Raw genomic sequence first — 26698 nt, forward strand, 5'->3', positions numbered from 1 at the left:
TTCGATCACTCATGGAGTATGAGCCATCTTCTCGAGGCTCGTGGTCAAGCGGCGGATACCTTCGTCGATCCGCTCCGGGGTGCTCGAGGCGAAGCACAGCCGTAGCGCGTTGCGGAACCGGCCGCCGGGCGACAGCGCGGGACCCGGGATGAAGGCCACGCCGTCGGCCAGGGCCACCTCGAACAGTTCGCGGGTGTCGATCTCGGCGAACTCCTCGCGCAGTGTCACCCACAGGAAGAAGCCGCCCTCGGGGTCGGTGGTGTCGACGCGGTCGCCGAGGTGGCGGCGGATCGAGTCGATCATCGCCTCCTTGCGCTCACGATAGAGGGTTCGGATCTCGGCCAGATGGTCCTCGAGACCGCCGCGCGCGATGTACTCGGCGACGATGTGCTGATTGGGGACGTTGGTGCAGGTGTCCATGGCCTGCTTGCCGTTGATGAGCAACTGCCGCAACGAGGGATCGACGTCGACCCAGCCGACCCGCCAGCCCGGTGCGAGGATCTTCGAGAAGGTGCGCACCGAGAACACCAGCGGGTCCTGCGGGCTCAGCGTCTGGAAGGTGGGGACGTCGGTGCCGGCGAACCGCAGCAGGCCGTACGGATCGTCGTCGATGATCATGGAGCCCCACTGATGTGCCAGCCGCAGCAGTTCACGCCGTCGCTCCTCGGACAGCGTGACGCCGGACGGGTTCTGGAAGGTGGGGATCGTGTAGATGGCCTTGGGGGTCAGGCGGGTGTGCGCGACGAGATCTTCCAGCGCGTCGACCTGCATGCCGTCTTGGTCGACCGGGACCTCGAGCAGTTGTGCTCCGTAGGAGAGGGCCGTCGCGCTGCCGTTGGTATACGTCGGTGACTCGACGATCACCAGGTCGCCGGGATCGACGAAGAGCTTGCACGCGAGGTCGAGTCCCTGCATGCCGCCCGTGGTGATGACCAGTCGCTCATGGCTCGACGGGTCCGGCGTGGTCGCCAGATAGTCGACGAGCAGTTGCAACAGGCGTGGCTCGCCCTCGGTGGCGCCGTAGGTGAACGACGAGTTGTCGAGGATCTCGCCGGCGATCTGTCGGAACTCGTCCGCGGGTACCGCCTCGTCGGCCGGCGAGCCCATGGCGAATCGCACGATGTCGTGGGATTGCGCTGCCAGCAACGACGTCGACGAATCGATCATCGACCCGACCAGGTCTTTGGCTCGTCCGGCCAGTGGCAGGGTGGGCGCCGATCGTCGTAGATCGTGGGTGGTGGGTTCGGTGGTGGCGGTCATCGTGGTCACCTCAATTCATCGGTGCTGGGGCTTGTGGATCTCTACTTGCGGATCAGTTCGCGTGGGAAGCTGGTGAACGTCTCCACGCCGGTCGGGCTCACCCGGACGGACTCGGACAGCTCGAAACCGTAGTCGTCCATCCACATTCCGCAGACGATGTGGAAGGTCATGTTGGTCTCGAGGATCGTCTCGTCCTCGGTCCGGATGCTGATGGTGCGCTCACCCCAGTCGGGGGGATATCCGATACCGATCGAATATCCCAGGCGCGAGGGCTTTTCCAGCCCGTATTTGGCGAGGGTCCAGTTCCAGGTGGATGCGAGTTCCCGCGTCGCCACCCCGGGACGGACCGTGTCCAGTACGTTGTTGAGGCCCTCTGCGGTCGCGTTCGCGACGTAGTCGAGATCGTTCGACGGCTTCCCCAGTGACACCGTCCGGGCCAGCGGGCAGTGGTACCGCTTGTGCGCGCCGGTCAGCTCGATGACGACGGCCTCGTCCTCGACGAAGGTGCCCTGATGCCAGGTGAGATGCGGGGTGTCGGCCGCCGCGCCGGTCGGCATCATCGGCACGATGGCCGGGTAGTCGCCGCCGAAGTCGTCGGTGCCGGTGATCTGGGCCTGCGAGATGGCCGCCGCGGCATCGCACTGGCGGACACCGACATCGATGGTGTCGATCGCGGCGCGCATCGCCTCCGAACAGACCATCCCCGCCTGCCGCATGAGCTGCACCTCGGCATCGGACTTCACCGACCGCACCCAGTTGACCAACTCGAAGTTGTCGACGAGCTTCCATTCCGGGATGGCGTTGTAGAGCGCGCGATAGGCCTTGGGGGAGAAGAAGTGTGAGTCCATCTCCAGTCCGACCGAGCCTTTGGAGGCCGGTGCGATGAGGAACCGCTGGCGCAGCGCCCAGGCCACCCAGTCGAAGGGATGGACGTGCGGCCGGTGCACGTAACTCTCCGGGTAGCCGACGATCTGATCCTCGCCCAGCCACGTGGTGCGGTGTGCGCCATGCGCATCCATCTCGCGGGCGAAGAACACCATCTCGCCGTCGATCGGCACGAACAGCATCTGCGGGGTGTAGAACGACCACGCGTTGTAGCCGATCAGATAGAAGATGTTCGCCGGATCGGTGACGATGATCGCCGAGAGTCCCTGCCGGTCCATCATTTCGCGGACACGGGTCAGCCGCTGCTCGTACTCGCTGTCGGTGAACAGCTGAGCGCCCAGGTACATCCGGTGTCTCCTGTCTGGTTGATCTGGGTGGGGACGGCGACGCTACGGCGTCGGGATGGGCCGGGCGATGTACTTGACGTCCAGGAACTCCTCGATTCCCAGGCGGCCGCCCTCGCGTCCGAGACCCGACTGCTTCACCCCGCCGAAGGGTGCGGCCGGGTTCGACACGAGTCCGGTGTTCACGCCGACCATACCGACCTCCAGCTGGGTCGACAGCCTGTCGGCGCGGTCGATGTCGCGGGTGAAGAGATAGCCGACCAGGCCCCAGGGCGTGTCATTGGCGAGCCGGACGACCTCCTGGTCGTCGGAGGACCCCGCGGCAGCGTCGGCGCCGTCGGTCCCGAATGGGATGATCGCGGCGACGGGGCCGAAGATCTCGGTGTGCATGAGGTCGGCGGCGGCGTCGACGTCGGTCAGCACGGTCGGCGGGTAGAAGTGGCCTGCGCCGTCGGGACGTTCGCCGCCACAGACGATGCGGGCGCCACGCTCGACGGCGTCGGAGACGAGGGCGGTCACCTTGTCGACAGCCTTCTCCTCGACGAGCGGACCGACCTGCGTGCCGTCCTGGCTGCCGTCGCCGACGACGAGGCCGCTCATCCGGGCGCTCAGTTTCTCGGTGAACTCGTCGAGTACGTTGCGGTGCACGAAGATCCGATTGGCAGCGGTGCACGCCTGCCCCATGTTGCGCATCTTCGCCACCATCACGCCCTCGATGGTGCGGTCGACGTCGGCGTCGGCGCACACGATGAACGGTGCGTTGCCACCCAGTTCCATCGACGTGCGCATCACCGTGCCGGCCGCCTGACCGAGCAGGATCTTGCCGACCTCTGTGGAGCCCGTGAAGCTGACCTTGCGGGCCTTGCCCGAGGTCATCCACTCGCCGACGACGGTTCCCGGATCGGAGGTGGTGACGACGTTGAGGACGCCGTCGGGAAGTCCTGCTTCGGCGAGGATCTCGGTGAGCAGCAGTGCGGTGAGCGGGGTGAGTTCGGCGGGCTTGAAGACCATCGTGCAACCGGCCGCCACCGCGGGCCCGATCTTGCGGGTGCCCATGGCGAGTGGGAAGTTCCACGGCGTGACGAGGACACACGGGCCGACGGGCTGCTTGCTGACGACGACGCGGTTGGCGCCGTCGCCGGTGACGGTGTGGTCGCCGCCGATGCGGACGGCCTCCTCGGCGAACCACCGGAAGAACTCGGCGCCGTAGGCGACCTCGCCACGTGCCTCGGCGAACGGTTTACCCATCTCGGCGGTCATCACTGATGCGATCTCGTCGGTGCGGTCGATGATGAGTTGATAGGCGCGGTAGAGGATCTCACTCCGCGACCGCGGTGAGGTCGCGGCCCAGGCAGCCTGGTGGTCGGCAGCGGTCTGCAGGGCGCGGCGGGCGTCGTCGGCGCTGCCGTCGGCGACCTCGGCGAGCGCCTCACCGGTGGCCGGGTTCTCGACGGTGAAAGTGGCGCCGGAAGCGGCCGGCGACCATCGGCCGTCGATGAAGAGGTCGGTGTGGATGCGCGAGATCACCTGGGCGGCAGCGGTGGGGGAGATGGTGGCGGTCATGGTCACGCTCCTTGCGGGTCGGTGGGTTCGGTGGGTTCGGCGGTGGTTTCCGTCGGCGGATCTTGTGTTGCTGTCGGCGGAGAACCGGTTGCCGTCGGCGGGAACTCGGTTGCCGTCGGCGGGCGGGGGGTGGCGGCTCCGCGGGTGAGGAGCTCGGCGAGGTGCAGACCTGTCGACGAGATCGCCGGATCGGTGGCGGTCAGATGGTCGACGGACATGGCGCAGCTGAAACCGTCGGTGATCACCGGCCGTTCGGGTGCGGAGCGCAGCGCGGGGGCGAGCGCGTGCTCGGCGACGGTCACGCTGACCTCGTAGTGCCCCTGCTCGAAGCCGAAGTTCCCCGCGACTCCGCAGCAGCCGTCGGCGGTGTGTACCTCGACGCCGAGCGATTGCAGGACCGCGGCTCCGGTGGTCGCGCCGAACACCGCGTGCTCGTGGCAGTGGGTCTGCAGCGTGACGGCTTCGGGTAGGCCTGCCGGCCGCCAGCCGGCCTCCACCAGGCGGGACAGGTGGTCGGCGAAACTGTGCACCCGCGCCGACACCCGATGGGCCGCGTCGGTGTGCACCAATTCCGGCAGATCCTTGCGGAGCGCGGCCGCGCAGCTGGGCTCCGGCACCACGATCGGGCGGTCGGTGCCGTCGTCGAGGTTCTCGGCCGTCCGCGACAACACCTTGCGGGCGTGTGTCAGCTGCCCGGTGGAGATCCAGGTGAGGGCGCAGCAGTTGTCGGCGCTGCAGCCGACCACGTCGCCCGTCGACCCGAGCACCTCGGCGGTGGCGGTGGCGACGTGCGGGCGGAATGCCTTCGTGAACGAGTCGACGAACAGCACCGTGTCGGTGGCCGAGGTGACCGGGGGCAGCGCGCGCAAGTGCTCAAGCCGATCACGCCGGGTGGCGAATCGGGGCATGCTCCGCCTCGGATCGAGGCCTCCGGTGCGCGCGGCCAGGCGGCGCAGCGGACTCTTCAACGCCGCGTTGATCGCGGGGGCCAGCGTGCCCGCCACACCGAGCCATGCGGGCATCCAGCCCAGCGAGTAGTGCGACATCGGCCGACGTCGACCGCGGTAGTGGTGGTGGAGGAACTCGGACTTGTAGGTGGCCATGTCCACACCCGTGGGGCAGTCGGTGGAACACGCCTTGCACGACAGGCAGAGATCCAGTGCATCGGCTACATCGGTTGACTGCCAGCCGGTCTCGACGTCGGGTGCGGTTCGAACCATGTCCTGCAGGACGCGCGCGCGGCCGCGGGTGGAGTCCTTCTCGTCGCGGGTGGCGCGATAACTCGGGCACATGACACCACCCGACGAGGATCGGCACCGCCCGACGCCGATACATCCTTGGACCGCGTGGACGAACGGGTCCGGCGAGGTCGCGTGCGCGCCCCCGGTGGTCTGGCTGAGCTCCAGAAAACCGCCCCGGAAATCCGCCCCCTGCGGAGCCGCCGTCGACACGGCGTCATCCGCGGGCGTACCGAGGGCGCCTTTCTGGGCCGCTTTTCCGGGAGCGCCCGGTGCCGGCGGTTCCGGTGCGGCACCCGGGTCGGAGGAGCCGGGGACACCCAGCTGGAACATGGTGGGCCAGGCGCGCGCCGGGACGCCTGCGAGCGCTAGATCGTCGGTGATCGGCGGTGGATCGACGATGGAACCCGGATTCAGCGTGCCCTGCGGGTCCCAGATCTGCTTGAACTCGGCAAAGGCGGACAGCATCGCCGGGGCGTACATGATGGGCAGCAGAGCCGACCGTGCGCGTCCGTCGCCGTGCTCGCCGGACAGCGATCCACCGTGCGCGACCACGAGTCGCGCGGCATCCGTACAGAAGCTGTCCATCACGGCGCGGCCTTCGTCGCTGCGTAGATCAAAGGTGATCCGCACGTGCATGCACCCCGCGCCGAAATGCCCGTACATCACGCCGGTGAGGTGATGACGGTCGAGGAGGTCGGTGAACTCGTCGAGGTAGTCGGCGAGCCGCTCGGGTGCGACGGCGGCGTCCTCCCACCCCGGCCAGGACTCGTAGTCGGCGCCGACGCTCTCGTCGTCGGGATCGGCGAGCCGCGACGACAGGCCGGCACCGTCCTCGCGGACACGCCAGAGTGTCTTGCGCGCAACCGGATCGGGAACCGTGGTACCCGCGATCATCCGGCCCCTCGAACGGAGGTCGTCGAGGAGCAGCTTCGCCGTCGCGCCGACGTCCGTCTCGGACTTGCGCGCGGCGCTCTGTTCGTCGATGTCGATGAACAGCCATGCGGTGCAGTCGCGGTCGGTCACTCCGGGTAGCGCCGAAACCGTGTCGCGGCCGCGGCGGGCGGCCATCGTCGCGACGATCTTGCGGTCGATGCCCTCCACCGCCGATGGCGCATACGGCAGGATCGCCGGGATGTCGCGCGCGGCGTCGCTGACGGTCGGATAGCCGACGCAGATCAGCAGTGGCGAGGCGGCGACGGGTACCAGCCGGACCCGCGCGCCCACCACGACGGCGCAGGTTCCCTCACTGCCGACAAGTGCACGGGCGACATCGAAGCCGTTCTCCGGCAACAGTTTCGCCAGGTGGTATCCGGAGACCTGACGGGGGATGGTCTCCAGGTCGGTGCGCAGGATCGCCATGTTCTGTGCGGCGAGGTCACGGAGGCGGTGGGTGAGCTCGGCGGCGGCGTCGACGGCGGCGTCGTCGGTGCGATCGGTGGCCTCGATGCCGTGGCGGGTGGCGGTCAGGCGGCGGCCCTCGGCGCTCACCAGGTAGAGCTCGTCGATGTGGTCGGTGGTACGGCCGTGGCGCACAGAGTGATTCCCGCACGCATCGTTTCCGATGGCCCCGCCCAGAGTGGCTCGCGACGCCGACGACGGGTCGGGGGCGAACGTGAGCCGGCCGTCGGTGGCGGCCCGCGCCTGCGCCGCGAGAGTCGTCAGGACGATGCCGGACTCCGCGACCGCCGTCCCGGATTCGGCGTCCACCGAGAGCACCCGGTTCATGTACCGCGACAGGTCCATCACGATGCCGGGGCCGATGGCGTTGCCGCCCATCGAGGTGCCGCCCCCACGCGGGATCAGGGGTATGTGATGGCGGTGGCAGTACGACACCGTGCGCGCCACCTCGTCGGCGTCGCGGGGGAACACCACGGCGACCGGACGGATCCGGTAGTTGGAGGCGTCGTAGGAGTACTCCGCGAGGCGCCGCGACGAGGAGTCGACCTCGACGCCGAGGGCGTCGAGGTCTCCGGCGACATCGGTCTGCGTACCGCCGGCGGTGGGGGCATGTGTCATCTCAACCGAGCGTATCGCGTGGGAGTACGTCTGACAGGGCAGCGGCGAATCGCTCGAGGCCCGTCGCGCTCTCGTCCTCGGTGACCACGAGCGCCGGGATCAACCGCACGACATTGCCGGCCGGCCCGCAGGTGAGGGTCAGCAGCCCGTGCCGGGTGGTGGCCTGCTGGACGGCCGCGGCGGCGGCCGCATCGGGCACCGGCGTGGTGCCGTCACCGCCGGTGACGAACTCGATGCCGGCCATCAGGCCGAGACCGCGGACATCGCCGATCGCGTCGAAGCCGGTGGCGATCTCCTGCAGCCCGCTGAGCATCTGCTCGCCTCGGATACGCGCGTTGTCGACGAGGTTCTCGTCGTGGATGACGTCGATGGTGGCGACGGCGGCCGCTGCGGCCACCGCATTGCCGCCGTAGGTGCCGCCCTGCGAGCCCGGCCAGGCCTTGCTCATCAGCTCGGTGGACGCGGCGATCGCCGAGATCGGGAATCCGGAGGCCAGGCCCTTCGCGGTGATGAGGATGTCGGGAGTGAGGTCGGCCGCGTGCTGATGACCCCAGAACTTGCCGGTGCGGCCGAAGCCGGCCTGCACCTCGTCGAGGATCAGCACGATGCCGTGCCGGTCCGCGCGCTCACGCAGTCCTTCCAGGAAGCGCGGCGGCGTGGGCAGGTAGCCGCCGTCGCCGAGAACCGGTTCGATGAGGAAGGCGGCGGTGTCGTTGGGCGCGACACGTGACTGCAAGAGGTAGTCGAGCTCGCGCAGCGCGAAGTCGACGGCGGTGTCGGTGTCCCAGCCGTACCGGTAGGCGTAAGGGAACGGCGACATGTGGACGCCGGCCATCAATGGCGAGAAGCCTGCGGAGAACTTGGTTCCCGCGGTGGTCAAGCTGGCAGCGGCCACGGTACGTCCGTGGAACCCACCCTGGAACACGACGATGTTCGGGCGTGCGGTGGCCATGCGGGCGAGGCGGATCGCCGCCTCGACGGCCTCCGACCCCGAGTTCGCGTAGAAGACGGAGTCGAGTCCGAGCGGCAGGACGTGTCCGAGCTTCTCGGTCAGCTCGAGCAGCGGCGGGTGCATCACGGTCGTGTACTGGGCGTGGATGATCTTGGTGCACTGCTCCTGCGCGGCCGCGACGACGCGTGGGTGGCAGTGGCCCGTGCTGGTGACGCCGATGCCGGTGGTGAAGTCGAGGTAGTCGTTGCCGTCCGTGCCATGAATCCACGAGCCGAGCGCATGGTCCACCACGACGGGCGTGGCCTGTTTGAGCGCGGGGCTGAGCGTCGCGGTCTGGGCGGTCTGCATGGATTCGGCGGTGACGGTCATGCGTCCACGGTGACGGTCGATCGTCGGATTGTCAACAATTCGACAGTGGGCCGTGGATGTGGATTGTCGGGGTGCCACGGATGGGGTGTCCCAGATGACACCTGAGCGTCACGCCGAGGCGCATTTCGACGCGGTGACCTGCTGAGGTGTCATCTGGGACAGGCCGACCCGGCGGTTGGCCGCGGTCAGGGCAGGGATCGGGGCGTGGAGGGAGTCGAGGGCTCGTTGTGAGTGCCCGGTCGGCGACTGACTGCGCCCGCTCGGCGAGCAACTGCGCCCGGTCGGCGAGGGGCCGGGTGCTGTCGGCGGCGGGGTGGGGTGGATCTGGTTACGGTGGGGCGTGGCCACCAATCGACCGACCATTGCACTCCTCGGGGCCCCGGGTGTCCCGTCACCGACCAACCTGGACGAGATCGCCGACCTCGCGACCATCCGACACTGCACCGCCGACACGTTGCCGCAAGCTCTGTGCGGCGCCGATGTGTTGCTCGTGTGGGACTTCTTTTCCGGTGCGCTGAAGGACAATTGGGGACCACATGCCGGAGATCTCCGCTGGGTGCACATATGTGCGGCCGGCGTCGACTCTCTGTTGTTCGATGAGCTGAATGACTCCGACATCGTGGTCACCAACGCCGCGGGAGTCTTCGACCGGCCGATCGCGGAGTTCGTCCTGGCATCGATCTTGGCTCGGGACAAGCAGTTACACGTCTCCAAGGCCTTGCAGTCGCAACGGGTGTGGCGCCATCGGGATACCGCTCGGACCGAGGGATCGTCCGCGTTGGTGATCGGCACCGGGGGGATCGGTCGGGCGACCGCCCGGTTGCTGCGCGCGGTCGGCCTGCGAGTGACCGGAGCGGGGCGGACACCGCGTGACGCCGACGCCGATTTCGGCTCCGTGCTGCCGACGTCGGATCTGGCCTCTGTGGTGGGTGACTTCGACAACGTGGTGGCGATCGCCCCACTCACACCGCAGACCGATCGGATGATCGACGCGACCGTTCTCCGGGCGATGCGTGACGACGCCCATCTGATCAACGTTGGGCGCGGGCAGCTCGTCGACGAGCCCGCGATGATCGAGGCGCTGACGGCCGGCGAGATCGGTGCGGCGTCGCTCGACGTGTTCACCGACGAACCTCTCGATCCGTCCAGTCCGCTCTGGGCGATGGACAACGTCGCGATCTCCGCGCACATGAGTGGTGACGTGGCCGGCTGGCGCGACGAACTGGCTCGGCTGTTCCTCGCGAATCTGCGCCGCTACCTCGGTGCGGACGGGCAATCTCCGGCCGAAGTGCTGGAAAACATCGTCGACAAGGAGCGAGGTTATGTCGTGAGCACGAGGCGCGGCGGCGGCGATAGTAGGCTGTAGCGCGATGACCATCGTGTATTTCGTGATCGCCGTGTTGGCGCTGGCCGGTGCCGGCGCCCTGTTGTGGCTGGATCACCAGCGTTCCAGTGTTGCGCGGCATCAGCGCGCGGTCTGGGGAGACCAGCACGAGTTCAAGTTCCGTGAGTCGGATACCAAGCTGCGCAAGGTCTTTCATCGCGCGACGATGAACGTGCCGGACCACGTCGAGGTTCAGGATGTTGCATTCGGCCATTACTCCGGTGCGGAGGCGGCGGTGTTCGATCTCGTCGACACCGCGACCGTGGTGGCGGTTCGCCGCTCGGTCGCGTCGTCCGTGGTTGTCGATCTCCGGCACGAGGACGTGCTCGCCCCGGCCGAGGAAGACGTCGAGTTGCTCGGTGCCATGGGCCCGAGGGTGATGTTCTCCAACAACCTGGACGTGGCCCGCCGGGTGTGTGACCGGCGGATGGTGGCGCTGGCCAACACCACGCCGTCCTACATCGAGGTGCTGTGGAACGAGGGGAACTGGGTGCTCGGCTCGATGCCGTTGACCACCGACACCGATCACCTCGACACTGGGCTCGAGGTGGTCCGGCGATTCGCGGATCTGCTGCGGGTGTTGCCGCCGGTCAACGATCCGCAGGACGCCCCGGACCCGCGTGATCCGCATGGACCTACCCGCGCCGAGCTCGCGGACGAGAAGACCGAGAACATGCGTGACAAGCAGCGTCGTGCGCGTATCGCGGCCGCCGGGAACGCACCCGACGACGAACCCGCACCGCCCGCACCCACCCGGGCCTGGAGCGCGGTGCCGGATTCCGCTCCGCCGTCGTCACCGCAGCCGTCGTCACCGCAGCCGGGGCCACCGTCGACCGGCGGCCGGCGGATGCAGCCGATGCCCGTACGTCGCCCGTCGCAGCCGCCGACCAAGGCGCCCGGCGGGCCGCGACCGCCCGCTGATCCGGGGGAGGGCACCGCGACGCCACCACCGGCCGGTGGACGTCCGGCGCGGCCGTACGATATGCCCCCGGGCACCAACGCCCCGACGGATCGCCCGAATCGTCACCGCCGGAACTGACCTGCGGACGGTCCGGCGCGCACCGGAAACCATCAGCGAGAAATGAGCCGTGACATGTCCGCGCCTGTGCCGCCCAGCGTCAACGAAGATGGACGTTCCCGACTGGCCGAGCTGGTCACCGAACTCGCCGTGGTGCGCGGTCGCGTGACGTTGTCGTCGGGCAAGGAAGCCGACTACTACGTCGACCTGCGCCGTGCGACGTTGCATCACGAGGCGTCCCGTCTGATCGGCAGCCTCATGCGTGAGCTCACCGCCGACTGGGATTATCTGTCCGTCGGCGGGCTCACCCTCGGCGCGGACCCCGTCGCCACCTCGATCATGCATGCGGCCGGTCGTGAGATCGACTCGTTCGTGGTGCGCAAAGCGGCCAAGACACATGGCATGCAGCGTCGGATCGAAGGGCCCGACATCGCCGGGCGCAACGTCCTGATCGTCGAGGACACGTCCACCACCGGTGCGTCGCCCTCGGCCGCGGTCGAGGCCGCCCGCGACGTCGGTGCGACGGTCGTCGGCGTGGCCACCGTGGTGGACCGCGACACCGGGGCCGACGAGGTGATCGGAGCCCTCGGCGTGCCGTACCGCTCGCTGCTCGGGTTGAGCGACCTCGGGCTGGCCTGACGCGTGGACGAGCCCGGGCCGACCGAGTGGCAGCCACGGTCGGGACCGGCGGTGGGTGTCGGGCCGTGGGCCGACGAGCGGGGCGGTCCGGCACCGACCGATCCCCGATACGATCCCGAACTACTCGCCGACGGTGACACCCGCAACGTCGTCGACGCCTATCGCTACTGGACGCGCGAGGCGATCGTGGCCGACATCGATGCACGTCGGCATCCGTTCCACGTGGCGATCGAGAACTTCGCGCACGACGCCAACATCGGGACCGTGGTCCGGACGGCGAATGCGTTTGCCGCGGCCGCCGTGCACATCGTCGGCCGACGGCGCTGGAACCGGCGCGGGGCGATGGTGACCGACCGCTATCAGCATCTGATGCACCATGATTCGGTCGCCGACCTCATCGATTGGGCGCGCGGGGAGGGGGTCGCCGTCGTCGCAGTCGACAACACGCCGGGGGCCCGGCCGCTCGAGACCGCCGACCTCCCGCGCGATTGCGTGTTGCTCTTCGGCCAGGAGGGGCCGGGGGTGAGCGACGACGCGCAACGTCACGCCGACCTCACGGTGTCCATCGCGCAGTTCGGGTCGACGCGGAGCATCAATGCCGGTGTGGCCGCGGGGATCGCGATGCATGCCTGGGTTCGGCAGCACGCGGACCTCGGTCAGGCCTGGTGAGCCGGCGGTCGTCGGAACTTTATGTCCCGGTGACGATCAGGGGCGACGCAGGAGCTCGACGGCCCGGTTCGCACTGTCGAGTGCGAGAGTGCGTCCGGTGCCCGCGAGGCGCTGTAAGCGGTTGGGCGGCCGCGGGGGCGTCACGGTGAGCGTGTCCCCGACGCGGACCTCACCGGACCTCACGACGTCGGCGTAGACACCGAGATAGCGGTCGGAGGTCGAGGCGACCGCGCGGGTCAGCCGTTTGTCGAGTGGCAGGTCGATGTGCTCGCGACTCGGCACCACGCAGCGCACGGTCTTCATGACGACGTGCAATCGCGCGTTGCCGAGATTGATTGTGGCCTTGGTCCATTCGGCCTCTGGGAGTCCGGTCGTGGTTCCGGCGATGACGATGTTCGGACGGAAGCGCCGCGGGTCCACGTGGTCCTCGCCGATGGCGTCGGCGATGGTGGCCGTGCTCGCCTCGCTGATCAGATGCACCGGGCAGAGGTCGACGAAACTACCTGGCGGAGTGGCGTTCCGGGCGAGGGTCGCGAGTGCTCTCGCATTCATGTCCGAAACCTTCGGCATCTTCTCGTCGGGGGCGATCCCGAGATCGCGGGCGAGGGCACCCGGGGGCAGGGTGCCGAGACGCTCTCGCCACGGAAGCCGATGCGCACGCGGATCGTCGGGTAACGGAACCAGGCGCACGTCACGATCGAGCCGCGACGACAGCGCCGCGTGGATGCCGGGATCGTCGCTGTGGTGTTCGGTGCCGTCGGGGGCCGTCACGATCACGGCCGGTGCACGACCGGGTCCGGCGTCGGAGCCGGGAATGCTCACGTAACGGGCGGCGAAACGCAGGACCGCGGGCAGTCGGCGCGCCGAGATCGTGGTGTCGCGTTCCACGTCGTGCAGTGCCCACAACCGGTCGCCGAGCACTCCGCGGCGGCCGAGGGTGGCGGTCTCGAGTGGTTCTCCGGCCATGGACTTCACCGGATGACGCCACAGTTGTGTGACATGTGCGGTTGTGCTGCTCATCGATCACCTCAGGCTCTGCCGCGCAGGCGCGCTGCTGTGCCGCACACCGTAACGGATCGTTCACTTGCGCAATCAACACGACCGGGGAAGAGTTACGAGCCGTGTCGACTCTGCGGTTGCGCTCTGCGATCATCTCTGTCCTGACCCCCATTCTCCTCGTCACGGGATTCGTCGCGAGTGGCGTGGCCACCGCGGCCCCGACGGTGGCCACCCCGGCCCCGTTCACCCCCGCCGAGCTCTTCGGTCCGTACGCCTCCGATGTACCGCCGTCGGGCACCTACATCCCCGTCCTCGACGGATTCGCGGGGCTCCGTCGGGATCGTCCGGACATCATCGCGTCGAACCTGCAGAAGGTGAAGGGAATCAACAATTCCGCAACCCGTGCACAGCAGGCCGACGCCATCTCGATCAACTACGACGACCGGCTGGTATCGCTCTCCGACGCCCTCGGCGACCGGTTGGGGACTGTCTTCCGCCAGCTGCTCGCGGCGGGCAAGTTGCCCAAGGTCGACGCGCTGGCCGGCGGTGACACGGCTCGGGCGGGGCTCCCGCTCGGCACGACACTGCTGGAGAAGGAGTACTACGACAATCCGCGGCCGTTCGTGGTGGCGCCCAAGTCGATCAAGAAATACAACAAGCCCGGCGGCGATCTCTACGCAGATCTCGTGAACAACGGTTCTTACCCCTCGGGCCACAGCAACATGGCCTATTGGAAGGGCGCGTTGCTGGCGTACTGGCTGCCCGAATTGGGACCGCAGATCATCGCGCGGGCCGGCGAGATCGGTCGGAGCCGCATGGTCCTCGGCGTGCACTATCCGCTCGACGTGATGGGCGGCCGGATCATGGGCACCGACATCGCCGCCGCCCGGCTGGCCGACCCGCGGTTCGGCCGGCTCGTCGACCAGGCAGGTGCGCAGTTGCGCGCCCAACTCGGCCGCTCGATCGGTGTGCCCCTCAAGGACTTCATCGCCCGCGATACGCCGTACCTGACCACGCAGCAGGCGGTCACCGAGCACCGCGGGATGATGACGTACGGATTCCCGGTCGTGTCGCCGGGCCAGCGCAACGCGATCCCCGCCTCGGCCGCGGCCCTGCTGCGCAGCCGGTTCCCGCGCCTGACCGACGCACAACGGCTGGACATCCTGCGCCGCACGGCGATCCGTTCGGGCTATCCGCTCGACCAGTCGGGTCCCAACGGCGGCTGGCTGCGCATCGATCTCGCCGCGGCGTACGCGGTGTCCCCCTGAGCCAGACCGTCAGTCGGTGGCCGGTTCCTCGAAGGCCGCAACATGCACCACCTCGCGGTTCCGGAAATGTCCGAGGGCGCTCAACGCGACACCGACAACCGCCCATGCCGTCAGGACGAGCCACGACCGGGTCGCATCCGCCTCGGGGAAGTAGCCGAGATCGCGCACCAGGGTCGCCCCGGCGCCGGGGACGAGGTACTGGCCGATGGTTCCCCACGGGGAGGCGAGGAACTGCACCGGAATTGTCGCTGCCGACAACGGGTTTCCGACGAACATGGTGATGACCGCGGCGACGCCGATGCCGGCCGGGCCGATGAGGGCGTTCATCCCGACGACGAATGACGCGGTGCCCAACACGGCGAGGCTGATCCCCGCACACAGCGGCAGGAAGTCGCCGGGCAGAAAGCCGAACCAGGTGTGCGTCACCAGGGTCACGCCGATGCCGCCGACGACGGCGACCACGACGAGCGCCGCCAGGCGACGGGTCACACCACTGACGAGCAGCGCGATCAGGATGCCGCCGAGCAGTCCGGCCAGCACGAGCGGGAAGCCGAGGGCGCTCAGGCCCGAGCCGTTCGGATCGGACTCGGCGAGCGGCACGATGTCCGTCGTCGTGACGGTCGCCGGAGCCGAGCCCGCACCGGCGTTTGCCGCTTGTGCTCCCGCCTGTTGCTGTAGCGAGCCGGCCACACCCTTGAGGATCGTCACGGTGGCCGGTCCGGCGGCTGAGGCGACCAGTACCTCCGGTGTCCGGCCCACGATGATCGCGCCGTCGGCGTCACGTCGCTTGATCGCAGACACCGCCTCGTCGCGCGTGGCGTAGGTGGTCGTGTCGAAGGTGCCGGGCGCATTGGTGCCGATGTTCTGCTCGACCTGCGCTACCGCGGCCGGCTCACCGACGAGCCCGACCGGAAGATCTTTTGCCGACGAGGTCGCGACCGGCCACAAGAAGGCCAGGACAACCACGCCGATGGCCACTGCGGCGAGCAGCGCCATGGTCATCGCCGCGGGCCAGGTGGTCACCGGACGTGTGGGTCGCGGCGTGGTGTCCGCGGTCGTCTGTGTCATGTCAACACTCCATCGTGGCGATCGATCAGGGTTCGTTCGCGGCTACTATACAGAATGAGTATTCTTTTTGTATGCCTCGTCTGACCCAGGAAACCGCACAGTCGCGCCGTGACGAGATCGTCGCGGCGGCATTACGGGTGATGGCGACCCGCGGCGTCGCACGTACGTCGATCGCCGACATCTCGGCCGAGTCGGGATTGTCGACGGGATCGATCTACTCGCACTTCGGCGGAAAGGCGCAGATCGCGGCAGATGTGGCGGCGTCGGTGATCGGCCCGCGGGCGCAAGCCCTGGTCGACAGCCGTTTCGAGACACCGGAGCCCCAGACACCACGAGAGATCCTCGGTGTCTTTCTGGGAGCTCTCGACGACGATCAGGTGCCGCATCGAGTCGTCCTGCAGATGTGGGCGGAGGCGGCGGTCGATGTGGAGATCGGCAACGTCGTCGAACAGGCGATCGGCCAGATCCGGGACGCCTACAAAGGCGCGGTCGCGCGCTGGGTCGCCGCACAGGGCGGTCGCGTCGCCGAGGTCGATGCGATCACGCGGGGGATGGTTGCGGTGTCGCAGGGTTACATCGTCCACCGCGCGCTCTTCGGACCGCTGAGCCTGAACGAGTACCTGGCGGGTGTGGACGCGGCACTGGGTCGGCCGCACACCGAGTGTCCGGACGCGTGAGTTGTCACCCGGGCGTGTGGGCAGAACGGTGGATCAGCGGTAGGTCTCAGGTCCCTCGCTCACATCGGTGTCAGCGCCGGCGGTGTCCGCCGGGACGGCGTTGGCGGTGACCTTGGCCGCCCGACGCCTGCGATACCACTCGATGAACATCGGCAGCACCGACAGCACCACGATCACGATGAAGATCGGCTCGATGAGGTTCTGGACGAATTCGAAACGGCCGAGCCAGTACCCGAGCAGCACGATCCCCGCGCCCCAGACGATGGCGCCGGCGACGTTGTAGACGACGAAGACGGAGTACTTCATCCGCGCGGCGCCCGCCACGATGGGAGCGATGGTGCGGACGATCGGCACAAAGCGGGCCAGGAAGATGGTCACCGGTCCGCGCCGGTCGAAGAACTCGTGAGCCTCGGTCAGGTACCGCTCCTTGAGGAAGCGGGCGTCCGGCTTGAACATGGCGGTGCCCACATAGCGGCCGATCCAGTAGCCGATCTGTCCGCCGATGATGGCGGCGATCGGGACGAAGATCAGGAGTTGCCACAGCGAGGCGAACTGGTCGATGCCCTCCTTGCCGCCGGCGGCGACCACCATGCCGGCCACGAACAGCAGGGAGTCGCCCGGGAGGACGGGGAAGAGGACTCCGGACTCGATCAGGATCACCAGCAGCAGACCCCAGAAGGCCCACGCGCCGAAATACCCGAGGAGGGTCACCGGGTCGAGGAATCCCGGCATGAGGGCGACGTTCGTCGTGGTTTGGGCGAGCGCGGAGTCGATCACGGGGCCCCAGAGTACCTGGCCTCGCGATGCTCGGCGTCAGCCGCCGAGGCGTCGGCGGTGTAGAGGCGCCGCTGTACCAGCGCGACCACGGCCACGACCGCCGCGCCCACCGTGAGCAGCAGCAGGGCAACCGGCCAGTCGTCGCCGACACCCAGCAGTCCGCCGTCGTCGGTCTGCCACGGCCAGAGTGCGCGCAGCGAGCCCGACAACAAGCCGGCCGCGGCGACCATGGCGAGCGTGTGGTGGTTCGCGAGGAGCCATTCGAGCGCGCGCACGAACGACATCAGGCCGACCAGGGCACCGAGAGCGAACACGGCGAGGTACCGGATGTCCATCGCGTCGACGGCGGCCAGCGTCGGCGCGTACATCCCGACGACGAGGAGGAAGAACGAGCCGGAGACGCCGGGCAGTACCAGGGCACAGACGGCGATCGCCGCCGCGCCGAAGGTGAGGATGAGCGGTGGGTCGACGATCTCGGAGCGGGGCAGCGAGGTGAGCGCGAAAGCGACCGCGGCGGCGGCGGCGAACACGCCAACCGCCCGGAGTCTGGCCGGACGCCGCGTCAGCGCCCCGTTCTCGATCTCCAGGAACGGGACGACCACCGACATTGCGATCATGCCCATGAACAGGGCCCTGGAGGCGACTGGCTGATCGGTCACGAAACTCTCCATGACGCCCGCGATCGAGAAGACCGTGACCGCCATGCCCAGACAGACCGGGATGAGCAGCCACCAGTCGACCTGCCGTCCGCTCGCGCGCCAGTCGCCCCTGGTGACCAACATTCGCGGGATGTCGAGGACGTGTTTGACCGATCCGATGAGCCGGCCGTAGATGCCGGACACGAGGGCGACAGTGCCGCCCGAGACGCCGGGCACGGTCTCGGCCACACCGATCAGGGCGCCGCGGACCACGTTGGCGGCGACGGCTCGTGGTCGGCGCGACCCATCGGCGTCGTGATCGGCGGGATCGGCGGGATCGCCGTGCCCGGGCGAGGAGGAAAGCTGCGTCGGGGCGGTCGTCGGGTTCGTGGACATTGCGGGCCATCGTACCGACAATCCGACATAACGGTCATTGCGCGTTGTCACATCCATGCGCCGTCACATCCCACCGCTGTGCCGCATCCGCCGGACACCAGGCGTCGCACGCGCGCGGACGGCACTTGCCATACTGAACGGGAGTGACCGCTCCGACAGCGTGAACCACGACTGCGAAACCGATCCGGTTGGAGGACGAGAAATGCCGATTGCAACCCCCGAGCAGTACGCCGAGATGTTCGACAAGGCCAAGAAGGGCGGATACGCCTTCCCGGCCATCAACTGCACGTCGTCGTCGACGATCAATGCCGCCATCAAGGGATTCGCCGACGCGGGCAGCGACGGCATCATCCAGTTCTCGACCGGTGGTGCGGAGTTCGGCTCCGGACTCGGGGTCAAGGACATGGTCACCGGCGCCGTCGCGCTGGCCGAGTTCGCCCACGTGGTCGCCGCGAAGTACGACGTGACGATCGGCCTGCACACCGACCACTGCCCGAAGGACAAGCTGGACACCTACGTCCGTCCGCTGTTGGCAGTGTCGCAGGAGCGCGTCGACGCGGGCCAGAACCCGCTGTTCCAGTCGCACATGTGGGACGGCAGCGCGGTCCCGCTCGGCGAGAACCTGGAGATCGCCAAGGATCTGCTCGCCAAGGCGGGCGCGGCCAAGATCATCCTGGAGATCGAGATCGGCGTTGTCGGCGGCGAAGAGGACGGCGTCGAGAACGAGGTCAACGACAAGCTGTTCACCACGCCCGAGGACTTCGAGAAGACCCTGGACGCACTCGGCGCCAGCGACTCGGGCAACCGCTACCTCCTGGCGGCCACCTTCGGCAACGTGCACGGCGTGTACAAGCCCGGCAACGTGAAGCTGCGCCCCGACGTGCTCAACTCCGGCCAGGAGGTCGCGGTGAAGAAGCTCGGGCTGGCCGACGGCGCGAAGCCGTTCGACTTCGTCTTCCACGGTGGTTCCGGCTCGCTGAAGAGCGAGATCGAGGAGGCGCTGAGCTACGGCGTCGTCAAGATGAACGTCGACACCGACACCCAGTACGCCTATACCCGTCCGGTTGCCGGGCACATGCTCTCGAATTACGACGGCGTGCTGAAGATCGACGGCGAGGTCGGCAACAAGAAGACCTACGACCCGCGCGTGTGGTCCAAGAAGGCCGAGACGTCGATGTCCGAGCGTGTCGTCGAGGCGTGCACAGACCTGAAGTCGACGGGCAAGTCGATCAGCGCCTGATCCGACCCGCCCGCCCGTCGGTCTGCGGACCGACGCCGAGCATCACCGACAGCGTCCGGCTCACGGCCGGGCGCTGTCGGCGTCTCGGGGTGTCCTGGCACAGGATTGGGGTGCTGTCAGCGCGAAACGTGTTGCTGTGGGCGCGAAACGTGTTGCTGTGGGCGGGATTCCGGTTGCTGTCGGCGGGGTGGCGGGTCAGAGCGTTGCGAGACCGACGACGACCCCGACGGCGAGCGCGACCATGACGATCGCGGCGGCCACGACGGCGGGGTCGATCCGACGTCGGTGCAGACGTGGCGGCGGTGTGGTCCGGGTGGTCCGGCGCTCGATGCGCAGTGGATGCGTTGCGGGCTCGAAGTAGGCCTGCGGCGGCGCGTCGAGCGGATACGGCGTGTGCGGACTCCGGGGTGGTGGGGCGTTGTGCTGAACCCAGGTATCGCTATGTGCCGGGGCGCCGCTAAGTGCCCGGGTGTCGCTGTGTGGCAGTCGGGTGGTCGGTCCGTTGCCGGTCACTGAGGCGTGCACACCTTCCAATCATCGCCGGACTTCTGCAGGTTGATGGTCACGGTCTGAGGTGCGTCCGGTTTGCTGCTGTGCAGCGCCGAGACCTCGACCACGGCCTGATGACCGTCGCCGGTGACCTTGACGGCCTTGACATCACTGACCTGGATGAGTTCGTTCCGGGTCTTCTGGCCGTCGTAGATCTTCTGGAAATCGGCATCGCTGATCGTCGTGTAGAACTCGTTGCGTTGACCGCAGGTGGTGGAGCGCAGGGTGCTCAGATCGCCCTCGTACAGAGCGGTGGAGAACTCCTTCGCGACGTCGGCGGCCTCGTCGGCCGGGGCCGGGGGACGCAGGTTCAGGTACGCGAAGACCCCGCCGATCACGGCGATCACGACGACCACGGCGGCACCGACGAGCAGCGGCCAGCGCCGGCGACCGGAGGACTCCTTGGCGGGCTTCGGCTTCGACGTGTCGTCCTTGCCGGGGTAGACGGTGGGCTTGTGGGCGGTGGTGGACCAGCCCTGGGCGGCCGACGTGGTGCCTGCCGCCGCACCCGCACCCGCTGCCGATGTTGCTGGGGCAGCCTTGGTCACCGGCCGGGTCTCGGAGTCGTCGGAATCGTCGGACTCCGCCGGCTTCGCGGTAGTGCCGGTCCCTGCGGTGTCGGTGCCGGTGGGGAAGGCCTTGGTGGAGCCGTCCGCGTCCTGGTCGTCGTTGCTGTCGGCGCGATCCTTGTTGCTGTCGGCGCGATCGCGGTTGCTGTCGACGTGATCGGTGTTGCTCTCGGCGTCGGTGCGGTCGGACTTGGCGGCAGCGGCCGCGCCGGCAGCGGCCGCAGCAGTGGCACCCGCGGCGGCGCCTCCGCCTGCACCGAGCGCGTCGATTTCGGACAGGTCGTCGAGGTCTGCGGAATCGGGGAGATCGCCGCGCTGGATCACCGTCGTCGCCGAATCGCTCGGACCGATACCCGACCGCTTGGTCTTCGGCTTGTCCGCCTTGGTGTTCTCGCCGGTGTTCTCACCGGTGTTCTCACCGCGGCCGGTCGCGGTCTCCGCAGCGTCGGAACCGGCCTCGGCCTCGATGTTCTCGAGGTCCTCGAGTTCACTGATGTCGGGCAGGTCCTCGCGGCGGATCACCTTGGTGGCCGAGTCGATCCCGCGGCCACCCTTGGGCTTCGGACGGGCTGCCTTGGGGGCCTCGGTGGTCTGCTCGGTGGACTCCTCCGCGGCGGCCGGTTCCGATTCGTCGGTCGCGGTCCCTGATGCCGCCTCGGTCTCTGCCGCCTCGGTCCCTGATGCCGCCTCGGTCACTGTCGCGGTGGTGTCGGTACCGGTGTCGGGGGAGTCCGGCGCCTCGTCGGGCTCGGCGTCGTCTGATGTGCCGGCGTCTGCTGCCGTGTCGCCTTCGGCCGATGGCTCTTCCGTTGCCGCATCGCCCTCTGTGGCCGAGTCGCCCTCTGTGTCCCAATCGCCCGCTGTGGCCGAGTCGTCGGCTTCTCCGGAGGGCTCGTCGTCCGTCTCGGACTCCGCGCCGTCACTCGACGACTCGTCCGCGGTCTCGTCGGACGGCGTCTCGTCGACCGCCTCGCCCTGCGCGCCGGTGTCCTGCGCTCCGGTGTCCTGTGCTCCGGTGACTTGCGCCGCAGGGTCTTGTGCTCCGAAGTCCTGTGTCGCAGCGTCGTCTGCCGACGTGTCGGTCGCATCCTCGTTGTTCGTCGCGTCGGTCACCGCTGCGTCGTCGTCCTTCGTACTGGCGACCCAGGAGTCATCCGGGCCGCGGCGGCCGGTCTGTGCCGCGTGGTCTTTACCGCGATTGCGCCATGCGGAGCGGGCGCGGCCGAGCAATGAATCCTGGTCGTCGCGTGATGGAGGCATCGTGTTGAACACCCCGCCTTCTCCCGAATCGATGTGGTCGCCGCCCCGACTGCCCGCCGTCACCCGCCGAGTCGGTTGCGCTTGGTCGATCGCGCCACTCACCCTAGCGAATCCCCCCTGGGTGCCGTACTCGGTGGGCTGTGACGTACTCCGGTCGGGTGATCGACGAGCCGTCGACGCCGTACGCGGCCAGGACGCTCCTGCGGTTCTGGAGTGATTCAATGTAGGCGTGACTTCCTTCGGAGATCTGCTCGGACCGCAGCCGGTCCTGCTCACAGGCGACGACGAGGCCGAATCGGACCTGCTCAACGGAGCAGATCCGGCCGAGACCGCGGCCGTCCACCCCACCGCCTCGATCGCGTGGGCGTACCTGGCCGATGCCGCCCTGGCGGCGGCGGACGCCGGAGCCGGTACGCCCAAGGTGATCGAGGCCTACGCGTATGCGCGGACCGGCTATCACCGTGGCCTCGACCAGCTGCGCCGCCACGGCTGGAAGGGTTTCGGCCCGGTGCCGTGGAGCCACGAGCCCAATCAGGGCTTTCTGCGCTGTGTCGGTGCATTGGCGCGCGCCGCGCGGACGGTCGGTGAAGAAGACGAGTACCTGCGCTGTCTGGATCTCCTCAACGACAGCGACCCGACGGCGGCGCAGCACCTCGGACTGGCTTGACCGACTGGCTGCGCCGACGGCTGAACGGATTACCGCCGCCGGTGCGGCAGCGGGTTCGGCGACTCTTGTTGTCGCTGGTGCCCATCGCGCAGTGTTCACTCGCGGCGGGCGCCGCCTGGTGGATCGCCGTGAACATCTTCGGCCACCCGCAGCCGTTCTTCGCGCCGATCGCCGCCGTCGTCTCGCTCGGCCTGTCGCTGGGTAAACGGTGGCGCCGCTCGGTCGAACTCGTCGCAGGTGTCACGCTGGGAATCCTCATCGGCGACGTCCTGGTCTCGCAGATCGGGTCGGGTACGTGGCAGATCATGGTGGTCGTCGCGCTGGCGATGTCGGTGGCCGTGTTCCTCGACAACGGGCCGCTCGTTCCCATGCAGGCCGCGTCGTCGGGCGTCCTGGTGGCGACGCTGCTCCCGCCCGGAGGCATCGGCGGGTTCCACCGCGCGATCGACGCTCTCATCGGCGGGGTGGTCGGGATGATCATCGTGGCGCTGTTCCCGGTCAATCCGGCCCACCGGGCCCGCCGCGATGCGGCGGCACTCCTCGCGACCATGCGCGACTCGGCCCGCACCCTGGTCACCGGCCTTCGCGAGATGGAGGTCGACGCCGTCACCGAGGCGCTCGTCTCCGCGCGCGGCACGCAGGACGCGATCAACGAGATGCGTGCCGACATGCGCGGCGGTCGCGAGGTGAGCACCCTCTCGCCCCTGTACTGGAACGCGCGGGAACGCCTCGCGCGTATCTCGGCGACGGCCGATCCGATCGACAATGCCGTCCGGAATTTCCGGATCATCGCGCGACGGGCGCTCGGCATGACCCAGCGCGGCGAGCCTCTGCGACCGGAGATCGTGGACATCATCGCCGACGTCGCGGAAGCCTTCGAGGTGCTGCGCGAGATGATGATCGCCAAACCGGGCGAGGAGCCCGACCAGGCCGACGCCGCGCGCGTCATCCGCACGGTCGCGCGCAAGGCCAAGGCCGAGCTGGTCACCGGCAGCGCGCTGTCGGAGACGGCCGTGATGGCCGAGCTGCGGTCGCTGCTGATCGACATGCTGATGATTGCCGGACTGCGCCGGTCCTCGGCGATGGCCACGTTGCGCTGACTCGGACCGACCACGGCGAACCGGCGACAACTTAGGGTTACCTCTTGTCATATATGCGAAAACGCGCATATATTGACGACAAATGGGCCACTCACACTCACACACGCACGCCGACACGACCGGATCCGTGGCGAATCGCCGGATCTGGCCGATGGCGGTTGCCGTCGCGATCATCGGTGGCTATTTCGTCGTCGAGCTCGTGGTGGGCCTGCTGGTCGATTCGCTGGCCCTGATCGCCGACGCCGGTCACATGCTGACCGACGTCGTCGCCCTGGTGATGGGTCTGGTCGCGCTGCTGCTGGCCAAACACGGTGCCACCACCGACGACCGCAGTTTCGGCTGGCATCGCGCCGAGGTCTTCACCGCCGTGGCGAATGCCGTATTGCTGATCGGGGTCGCGGCCTTCGTGCTCTACGAGGCGGTGGAACGGATCGGCACCGACCCGGAGGTGCCCGGCCTCACCCTCATCGTCGTCGCCCTGATCGGGTTGCTCGTCAATCTCGCGGTGATGCTGCTGCTGCGCGCGGACGCACAGGAATCGATTGCCGTCCGCGGCGCCTACCTCGAGGTCCTCGCCGACGCGGTCGGCAGCGTGGGTGTGCTGATCGCCGGCGTGGTCGCGCTGACCACCGGGTGGGGCTACGCCGACGTCGTGGTGGCCGTCCTCATCGCCCTGTGGGTGGTCCCGCGTGCCGTGCGGTTGGCCCTCGAGGCGCTCCGCATCCTCAACCAGCAGGCGCCCGCGCACATCGACGTCGACGAACTGCGACAGGAACTCGCCGCGATCCCCTCCGTCGACGATGTTCACGACCTGCACGTCTGGACCCTCACCACCGGCATGGATGTCGCCACGGTCCACCTGGGCAGCAACGGATCCAATCGCGAGGTGCTGACCGCCGCCCAGGCAGTGCTCACCCGGCACGGTCTCGAGCACGCCACCATCCAGGTCGATCCGCACGACGTGCGGGAGCGGTGCCACGACGAACTGCGGTGGTGAGCGCCGCCGCGGGAAACCCGGCTGACAATCCGTCGCGGTCCGGTCATGCTGGCTTCCATGTCCGACGACGCCGACCTCGCCTCCCTCACGCGTAAACCCGATCGGGGCGGTGATCGTGCACTCCTCGACCAGGTGCTGCATGAAGCCCACGTCGGTGTGCTGTCCACCGTCACCGACGACGGGTTCCCGTGGTCGGTGCCGATGCTCGTGGCCCGCGACGGCGACCGACTCCTGATCCACGGGTCCTCGGGGGCGGGGGCGCTGCGGCAGGTCGCGGCCGGAGCGCGTGCGACGTTCACCGCTTTCGTCGCCGACGGCCTCGTCGTCGCCGCTACCTTGTTCGACCATTCGATGAACTACCGGTCGGTGGTGGTGCGCGGCACGCTCGAGCGCGTCGACCCGTCCGATGCCGCACGCGCTCTCGATGTCTTCTCCGACGCGGTGCTCCCCGGCCGCAGCGTGGAGGTCCGCGACCACACGCACAAGGAGTTGTCGGCCACCGTGATCCTGGCTCTGCCCATCGTCGACGGGCAGTGGTTGGCCAAGGCGCGGTCGGGCGGGCCGGGATCGGACGGGGCGGGATCGGACGGCTGGACCGGACACATCCCGATGCGGGTGGTCTACGACGAGCCGGTCACCGCGAGCCCCGGCGATCTGCCGGCGTCGGTTGCCGGCCTCTACCGCCAGAAGACGAACAGGTCCCAGCCGTAGGACGCGAGTGCACTCGGTACCCCGGACAGGCCGAACAGCCAGTAGACGAGATCGAAGAACGCGCGGTTGAGGAACGGGATGAACAGCAGTGCGAAGACGATCAGGAATCCGTACGGGGCGATCTTGCTGACCGACGCGCGGGTCTGATCCGACAGGTAGGGGTCGATCGCGCCGTAGCCGTCGAAACCGGGCACCGGCAGCAGGTTCAGCACGGCGGCGGTGATCTGCAGGAAGGCCAGCATCGACAACGCGGCCCACAGGTTGAGCCCGTCGACGATGTAGAGGACGTTCGACGCGCCGAAGCCCAGGGCGCCGGAGGAGTCCGGCGCGGCGAACCGGACGGCCAGCAGGAGCGCGACGCCGAGCAGCGCGTTGGTGGCCGGGCCGGCCAGCGACACGATCGTCCGCTGGACGCGCGTGAACCCGTGCTGGTTCACGTAGACCGCGCCGCCGGGAAAACCGATGCCGCCCAACAGGATGATCAGCAGTGGCAGTCCCAGCGACAGCCCCGGATGGGTGTAGCGCAACGGGTTCAGGGTGAGGTAGCCGCGGAGTTCGGCATTGCGGTCGCCGAACCGGAACGCGGTGACCGCGTGGGCGAACTCGTGCAGGCACAGCGAGATGACCCAGCCGGCGAGGACGACGAGCAGGGTCCCGCCGACCGACTCGAGATTGCGTCCGGGCTCGGAACCGGCCACGATCCACCCGCCGATCACCGCCACCACGACGAGGCCGAGGAAGACCGGGCCCGGGCGGACGGCGCGGGCGATCTCGCGGGTCGTGGTGGTCATGGCAGCAACACCAGGTTCATGTCCACATGATGCCGGTAAAACGTCGACCGTTTCAGAACCCGCGGCGTGACCGTCCCCTCACGCTCGACGACGATGTTGGTGCCGCCGGTCTGCGCGGCCCGCCCGAGATGCCATCGGCCCCTGATCAGGGGCCGATCGAGCCGCGCCCGGAGACCGGGCGCGGTGCGGAGAGGTTCGATCTCCACCCCGCGGACCTCGCCGGTGAAAAGGCGCTCGTTGTCCACATAGGTCTCGCCGTGCAGTTTCGCGTCGTCGGCGCCGAGGTGCCGGGCCCGGCCCACCAGCACGGTGGCCGCGTCGTCGCGGATCAGCGGTACCGCCCGCGCCCGGCCCCGCTCGGCGAGTGCGGCCGCGCCGACGCCGTGGGGCAGTCCGTAGACGACGGTGGCCCGGGTCGGCGACGGCGCCGCGTAGGCGACCTCCACGTCGAGGCGCTCACCGATCATCAGCGCGGCCACCACCTGGGCGAGGTAGGCATCGGCCCCGGCCCCGTCGAGCGGGGTCACGACGATCCGCGAGACGTCGGGATCGATCAGGGCATCGGCGACGGCGGCGCGGATCGCCCGCTTCTCCGCGGTCGTCGCCGCTTCGGTGATCGGGACAATCGGCACGCGGATAGCGTATCCACCG

At 68.6% G+C, this 26698-nt stretch carries 24 protein-coding genes; 11 read left to right on the forward strand and 13 right to left on the reverse strand.

Going from position 1 to position 26698, the window contains the following annotated elements:
• Positions 1-9: 9 nt before the first annotated feature.
• From ACLQ3I_RS08250 to ACLQ3I_RS08270, 5 genes are read right to left on the reverse strand one after another with little or no spacing between them, the layout of a single operon-like run.
• The gene (locus tag ACLQ3I_RS08250; RefSeq protein WP_425801164.1) at positions 10-1260 is read right to left on the reverse strand and encodes a PLP-dependent aminotransferase family protein; all 1251 of its coding nucleotides are present in this window, start codon (positions 1258-1260) and stop codon (positions 10-12) included.
• Between the two features lie 41 nt (positions 1261-1301).
• Entirely contained in the window at positions 1302-2492 is a 1191-nt protein-coding gene (locus ACLQ3I_RS08255) for a M24 family metallopeptidase (protein WP_425792424.1), read from the reverse strand.
• A 42-nt stretch (positions 2493-2534) separates the two neighbouring features.
• A complete protein-coding gene (locus tag ACLQ3I_RS08260; protein ID WP_425801166.1) occupies positions 2535-4052 on the reverse strand; it encodes an NAD-dependent succinate-semialdehyde dehydrogenase in 1518 nt (505 codons plus the stop codon).
• Between the two features lie 2 nt (positions 4053-4054).
• Entirely contained in the window at positions 4055-7309 is a 3255-nt protein-coding gene (locus ACLQ3I_RS08265; protein WP_425801168.1) for an FAD-binding and (Fe-S)-binding domain-containing protein, read from the reverse strand.
• A 1-nt stretch (position 7310) separates the two neighbouring features.
• Complete coding sequence (locus tag ACLQ3I_RS08270) at positions 7311-8630, reverse strand: aspartate aminotransferase family protein (RefSeq protein ID WP_425801170.1); 1320 nt, start codon at positions 8628-8630, stop codon at positions 7311-7313.
• A 340-nt stretch (positions 8631-8970) separates the two neighbouring features.
• Between ACLQ3I_RS08270 and ACLQ3I_RS08275 the strand changes: the two genes are divergently transcribed.
• Genes ACLQ3I_RS08275 through ACLQ3I_RS08290 form a run of 4 tightly spaced genes read left to right on the forward strand, consistent with a single transcriptional unit; the run spans position 8971 to position 12340 of the window.
• Positions 8971-9996 carry a D-2-hydroxyacid dehydrogenase gene (locus ACLQ3I_RS08275; protein ID WP_425801172.1) on the forward strand — a complete coding sequence of 342 codons (1026 nt, stop codon included), beginning with the start codon at positions 8971-8973 and terminating at the stop codon, positions 9994-9996.
• 4 nt (positions 9997-10000) lie between these two features.
• Complete coding sequence (locus ACLQ3I_RS08280; protein ID WP_425801174.1) at positions 10001-11053, forward strand: hypothetical protein; 1053 nt, start codon at positions 10001-10003, stop codon at positions 11051-11053.
• 54 nt (positions 11054-11107) lie between these two features.
• Positions 11108-11671 (forward strand): orotate phosphoribosyltransferase, encoded by a 564-nt coding sequence (locus ACLQ3I_RS08285; RefSeq protein WP_425801176.1) that lies wholly within the window; start codon positions 11108-11110, stop codon positions 11669-11671.
• A 3-nt stretch (positions 11672-11674) separates the two neighbouring features.
• Entirely contained in the window at positions 11675-12340 is a 666-nt protein-coding gene (locus ACLQ3I_RS08290; RefSeq protein ID WP_425801178.1) for a TrmH family RNA methyltransferase, read from the forward strand.
• Between the two features lie 36 nt (positions 12341-12376).
• Here ACLQ3I_RS08290 and ACLQ3I_RS08295 read toward each other — a convergent pair whose 3' ends face one another.
• A complete protein-coding gene (locus ACLQ3I_RS08295) occupies positions 12377-13360 on the reverse strand; it encodes an MOSC domain-containing protein (RefSeq protein WP_425801180.1) in 984 nt (327 codons plus the stop codon).
• A 101-nt stretch (positions 13361-13461) separates the two neighbouring features.
• Between ACLQ3I_RS08295 and ACLQ3I_RS08300 the strand changes: the two genes are divergently transcribed.
• On the forward strand, positions 13462-14607 hold the full coding sequence (locus tag ACLQ3I_RS08300; protein WP_425801182.1) for a phosphatase PAP2 family protein: 1146 nt from the start codon (positions 13462-13464) through the stop codon (positions 14605-14607).
• Between the two features lie 9 nt (positions 14608-14616).
• Here ACLQ3I_RS08300 and ACLQ3I_RS08305 read toward each other — a convergent pair whose 3' ends face one another.
• A complete protein-coding gene (locus ACLQ3I_RS08305; RefSeq protein WP_425792434.1) occupies positions 14617-15675 on the reverse strand; it encodes a hypothetical protein in 1059 nt (352 codons plus the stop codon).
• 71 nt (positions 15676-15746) lie between these two features.
• Between ACLQ3I_RS08305 and ACLQ3I_RS08310 the strand changes: the two genes are divergently transcribed.
• The gene (locus tag ACLQ3I_RS08310; protein WP_425801184.1) at positions 15747-16352 is read left to right on the forward strand and encodes a TetR/AcrR family transcriptional regulator; all 606 of its coding nucleotides are present in this window, start codon (positions 15747-15749) and stop codon (positions 16350-16352) included.
• Positions 16353-16385: 33 nt separating this feature from the next.
• Here ACLQ3I_RS08310 and ACLQ3I_RS08315 read toward each other — a convergent pair whose 3' ends face one another.
• Both ACLQ3I_RS08315 and ACLQ3I_RS08320 read right to left on the reverse strand, forming a co-directional pair.
• Positions 16386-17129, reverse strand: coding sequence for a DedA family protein (locus ACLQ3I_RS08315; protein WP_425801186.1), 744 nt, complete (start codon positions 17127-17129; stop codon positions 16386-16388).
• Positions 17126-18163: a DUF368 domain-containing protein gene (locus ACLQ3I_RS08320; protein WP_425801188.1), complete on the reverse strand. Its 1038-nt coding sequence runs from the start codon at positions 18161-18163 to the stop codon at positions 17126-17128. Before ACLQ3I_RS08320 ends, ACLQ3I_RS08315 begins: the two co-directional genes overlap by 4 nt.
• A gap of 202 nt (positions 18164-18365) precedes the next feature.
• Here ACLQ3I_RS08320 and fbaA point away from each other — a divergent pair, with 202 nt between their 5' ends.
• Positions 18366-19403, forward strand: coding sequence for a class II fructose-bisphosphate aldolase (gene fbaA, locus ACLQ3I_RS08325; RefSeq protein WP_425801190.1), 1038 nt, complete (start codon positions 18366-18368; stop codon positions 19401-19403).
• Between the two features lie 195 nt (positions 19404-19598).
• Here the strand turns inward: fbaA and ACLQ3I_RS08330 are convergent, their stop codons facing one another.
• Positions 19599-19916, reverse strand: coding sequence for a hypothetical protein (locus ACLQ3I_RS08330; protein ID WP_425801192.1), 318 nt, complete (start codon positions 19914-19916; stop codon positions 19599-19601).
• Positions 19913-21781 (reverse strand): hypothetical protein, encoded by a 1869-nt coding sequence (locus tag ACLQ3I_RS08335; RefSeq protein ID WP_425801194.1) that lies wholly within the window; start codon positions 21779-21781, stop codon positions 19913-19915. The genes ACLQ3I_RS08330 and ACLQ3I_RS08335 overlap by 4 nt, the downstream gene beginning before the upstream one ends.
• A gap of 229 nt (positions 21782-22010) precedes the next feature.
• On the opposite strand from ACLQ3I_RS08335, the gene ACLQ3I_RS08340 reads away from it, so the two are divergent.
• The 4 genes from ACLQ3I_RS08340 to ACLQ3I_RS08355 all read left to right on the forward strand — a co-directional run bounded on the left by ACLQ3I_RS08340 (position 22011) and on the right by ACLQ3I_RS08355 (position 25256).
• On the forward strand, positions 22011-22448 hold the full coding sequence (locus ACLQ3I_RS08340) for a DUF3151 domain-containing protein (protein WP_425792441.1): 438 nt from the start codon (positions 22011-22013) through the stop codon (positions 22446-22448).
• Positions 22445-23548, forward strand: coding sequence for an FUSC family protein (locus tag ACLQ3I_RS08345; RefSeq protein ID WP_425792442.1), 1104 nt, complete (start codon positions 22445-22447; stop codon positions 23546-23548). The genes ACLQ3I_RS08340 and ACLQ3I_RS08345 overlap by 4 nt, the downstream gene beginning before the upstream one ends.
• Before the next feature lie 82 nt (positions 23549-23630).
• Positions 23631-24545, forward strand: a complete 915-nt coding sequence (locus ACLQ3I_RS08350; RefSeq protein WP_425792443.1) for a cation diffusion facilitator family transporter — start codon at positions 23631-23633, stop codon at positions 24543-24545.
• A gap of 57 nt (positions 24546-24602) precedes the next feature.
• The gene (locus ACLQ3I_RS08355; protein ID WP_425801196.1) at positions 24603-25256 is read left to right on the forward strand and encodes a pyridoxamine 5'-phosphate oxidase family protein; all 654 of its coding nucleotides are present in this window, start codon (positions 24603-24605) and stop codon (positions 25254-25256) included.
• Here ACLQ3I_RS08355 and ACLQ3I_RS08360 read toward each other — a convergent pair.
• The gene (locus ACLQ3I_RS08360; RefSeq protein WP_425801198.1) at positions 25223-26047 is read right to left on the reverse strand and encodes a site-2 protease family protein; all 825 of its coding nucleotides are present in this window, start codon (positions 26045-26047) and stop codon (positions 25223-25225) included. The two genes, ACLQ3I_RS08355 and ACLQ3I_RS08360, sit on opposite strands and share 34 nt — an antisense overlap.
• Complete coding sequence (locus ACLQ3I_RS08365) at positions 26044-26679, reverse strand: hypothetical protein (RefSeq protein ID WP_425801200.1); 636 nt, start codon at positions 26677-26679, stop codon at positions 26044-26046. Before ACLQ3I_RS08365 ends, ACLQ3I_RS08360 begins: the two co-directional genes overlap by 4 nt.
• Between the last annotated feature and the right edge of the window lie 19 nt (positions 26680-26698).

The sequence above is a fragment of the Gordonia sp. DT101 genome (assembly GCF_049844895.1).
GTDB lineage: Bacteria > Actinomycetota > Actinomycetes > Mycobacteriales > Mycobacteriaceae > Gordonia.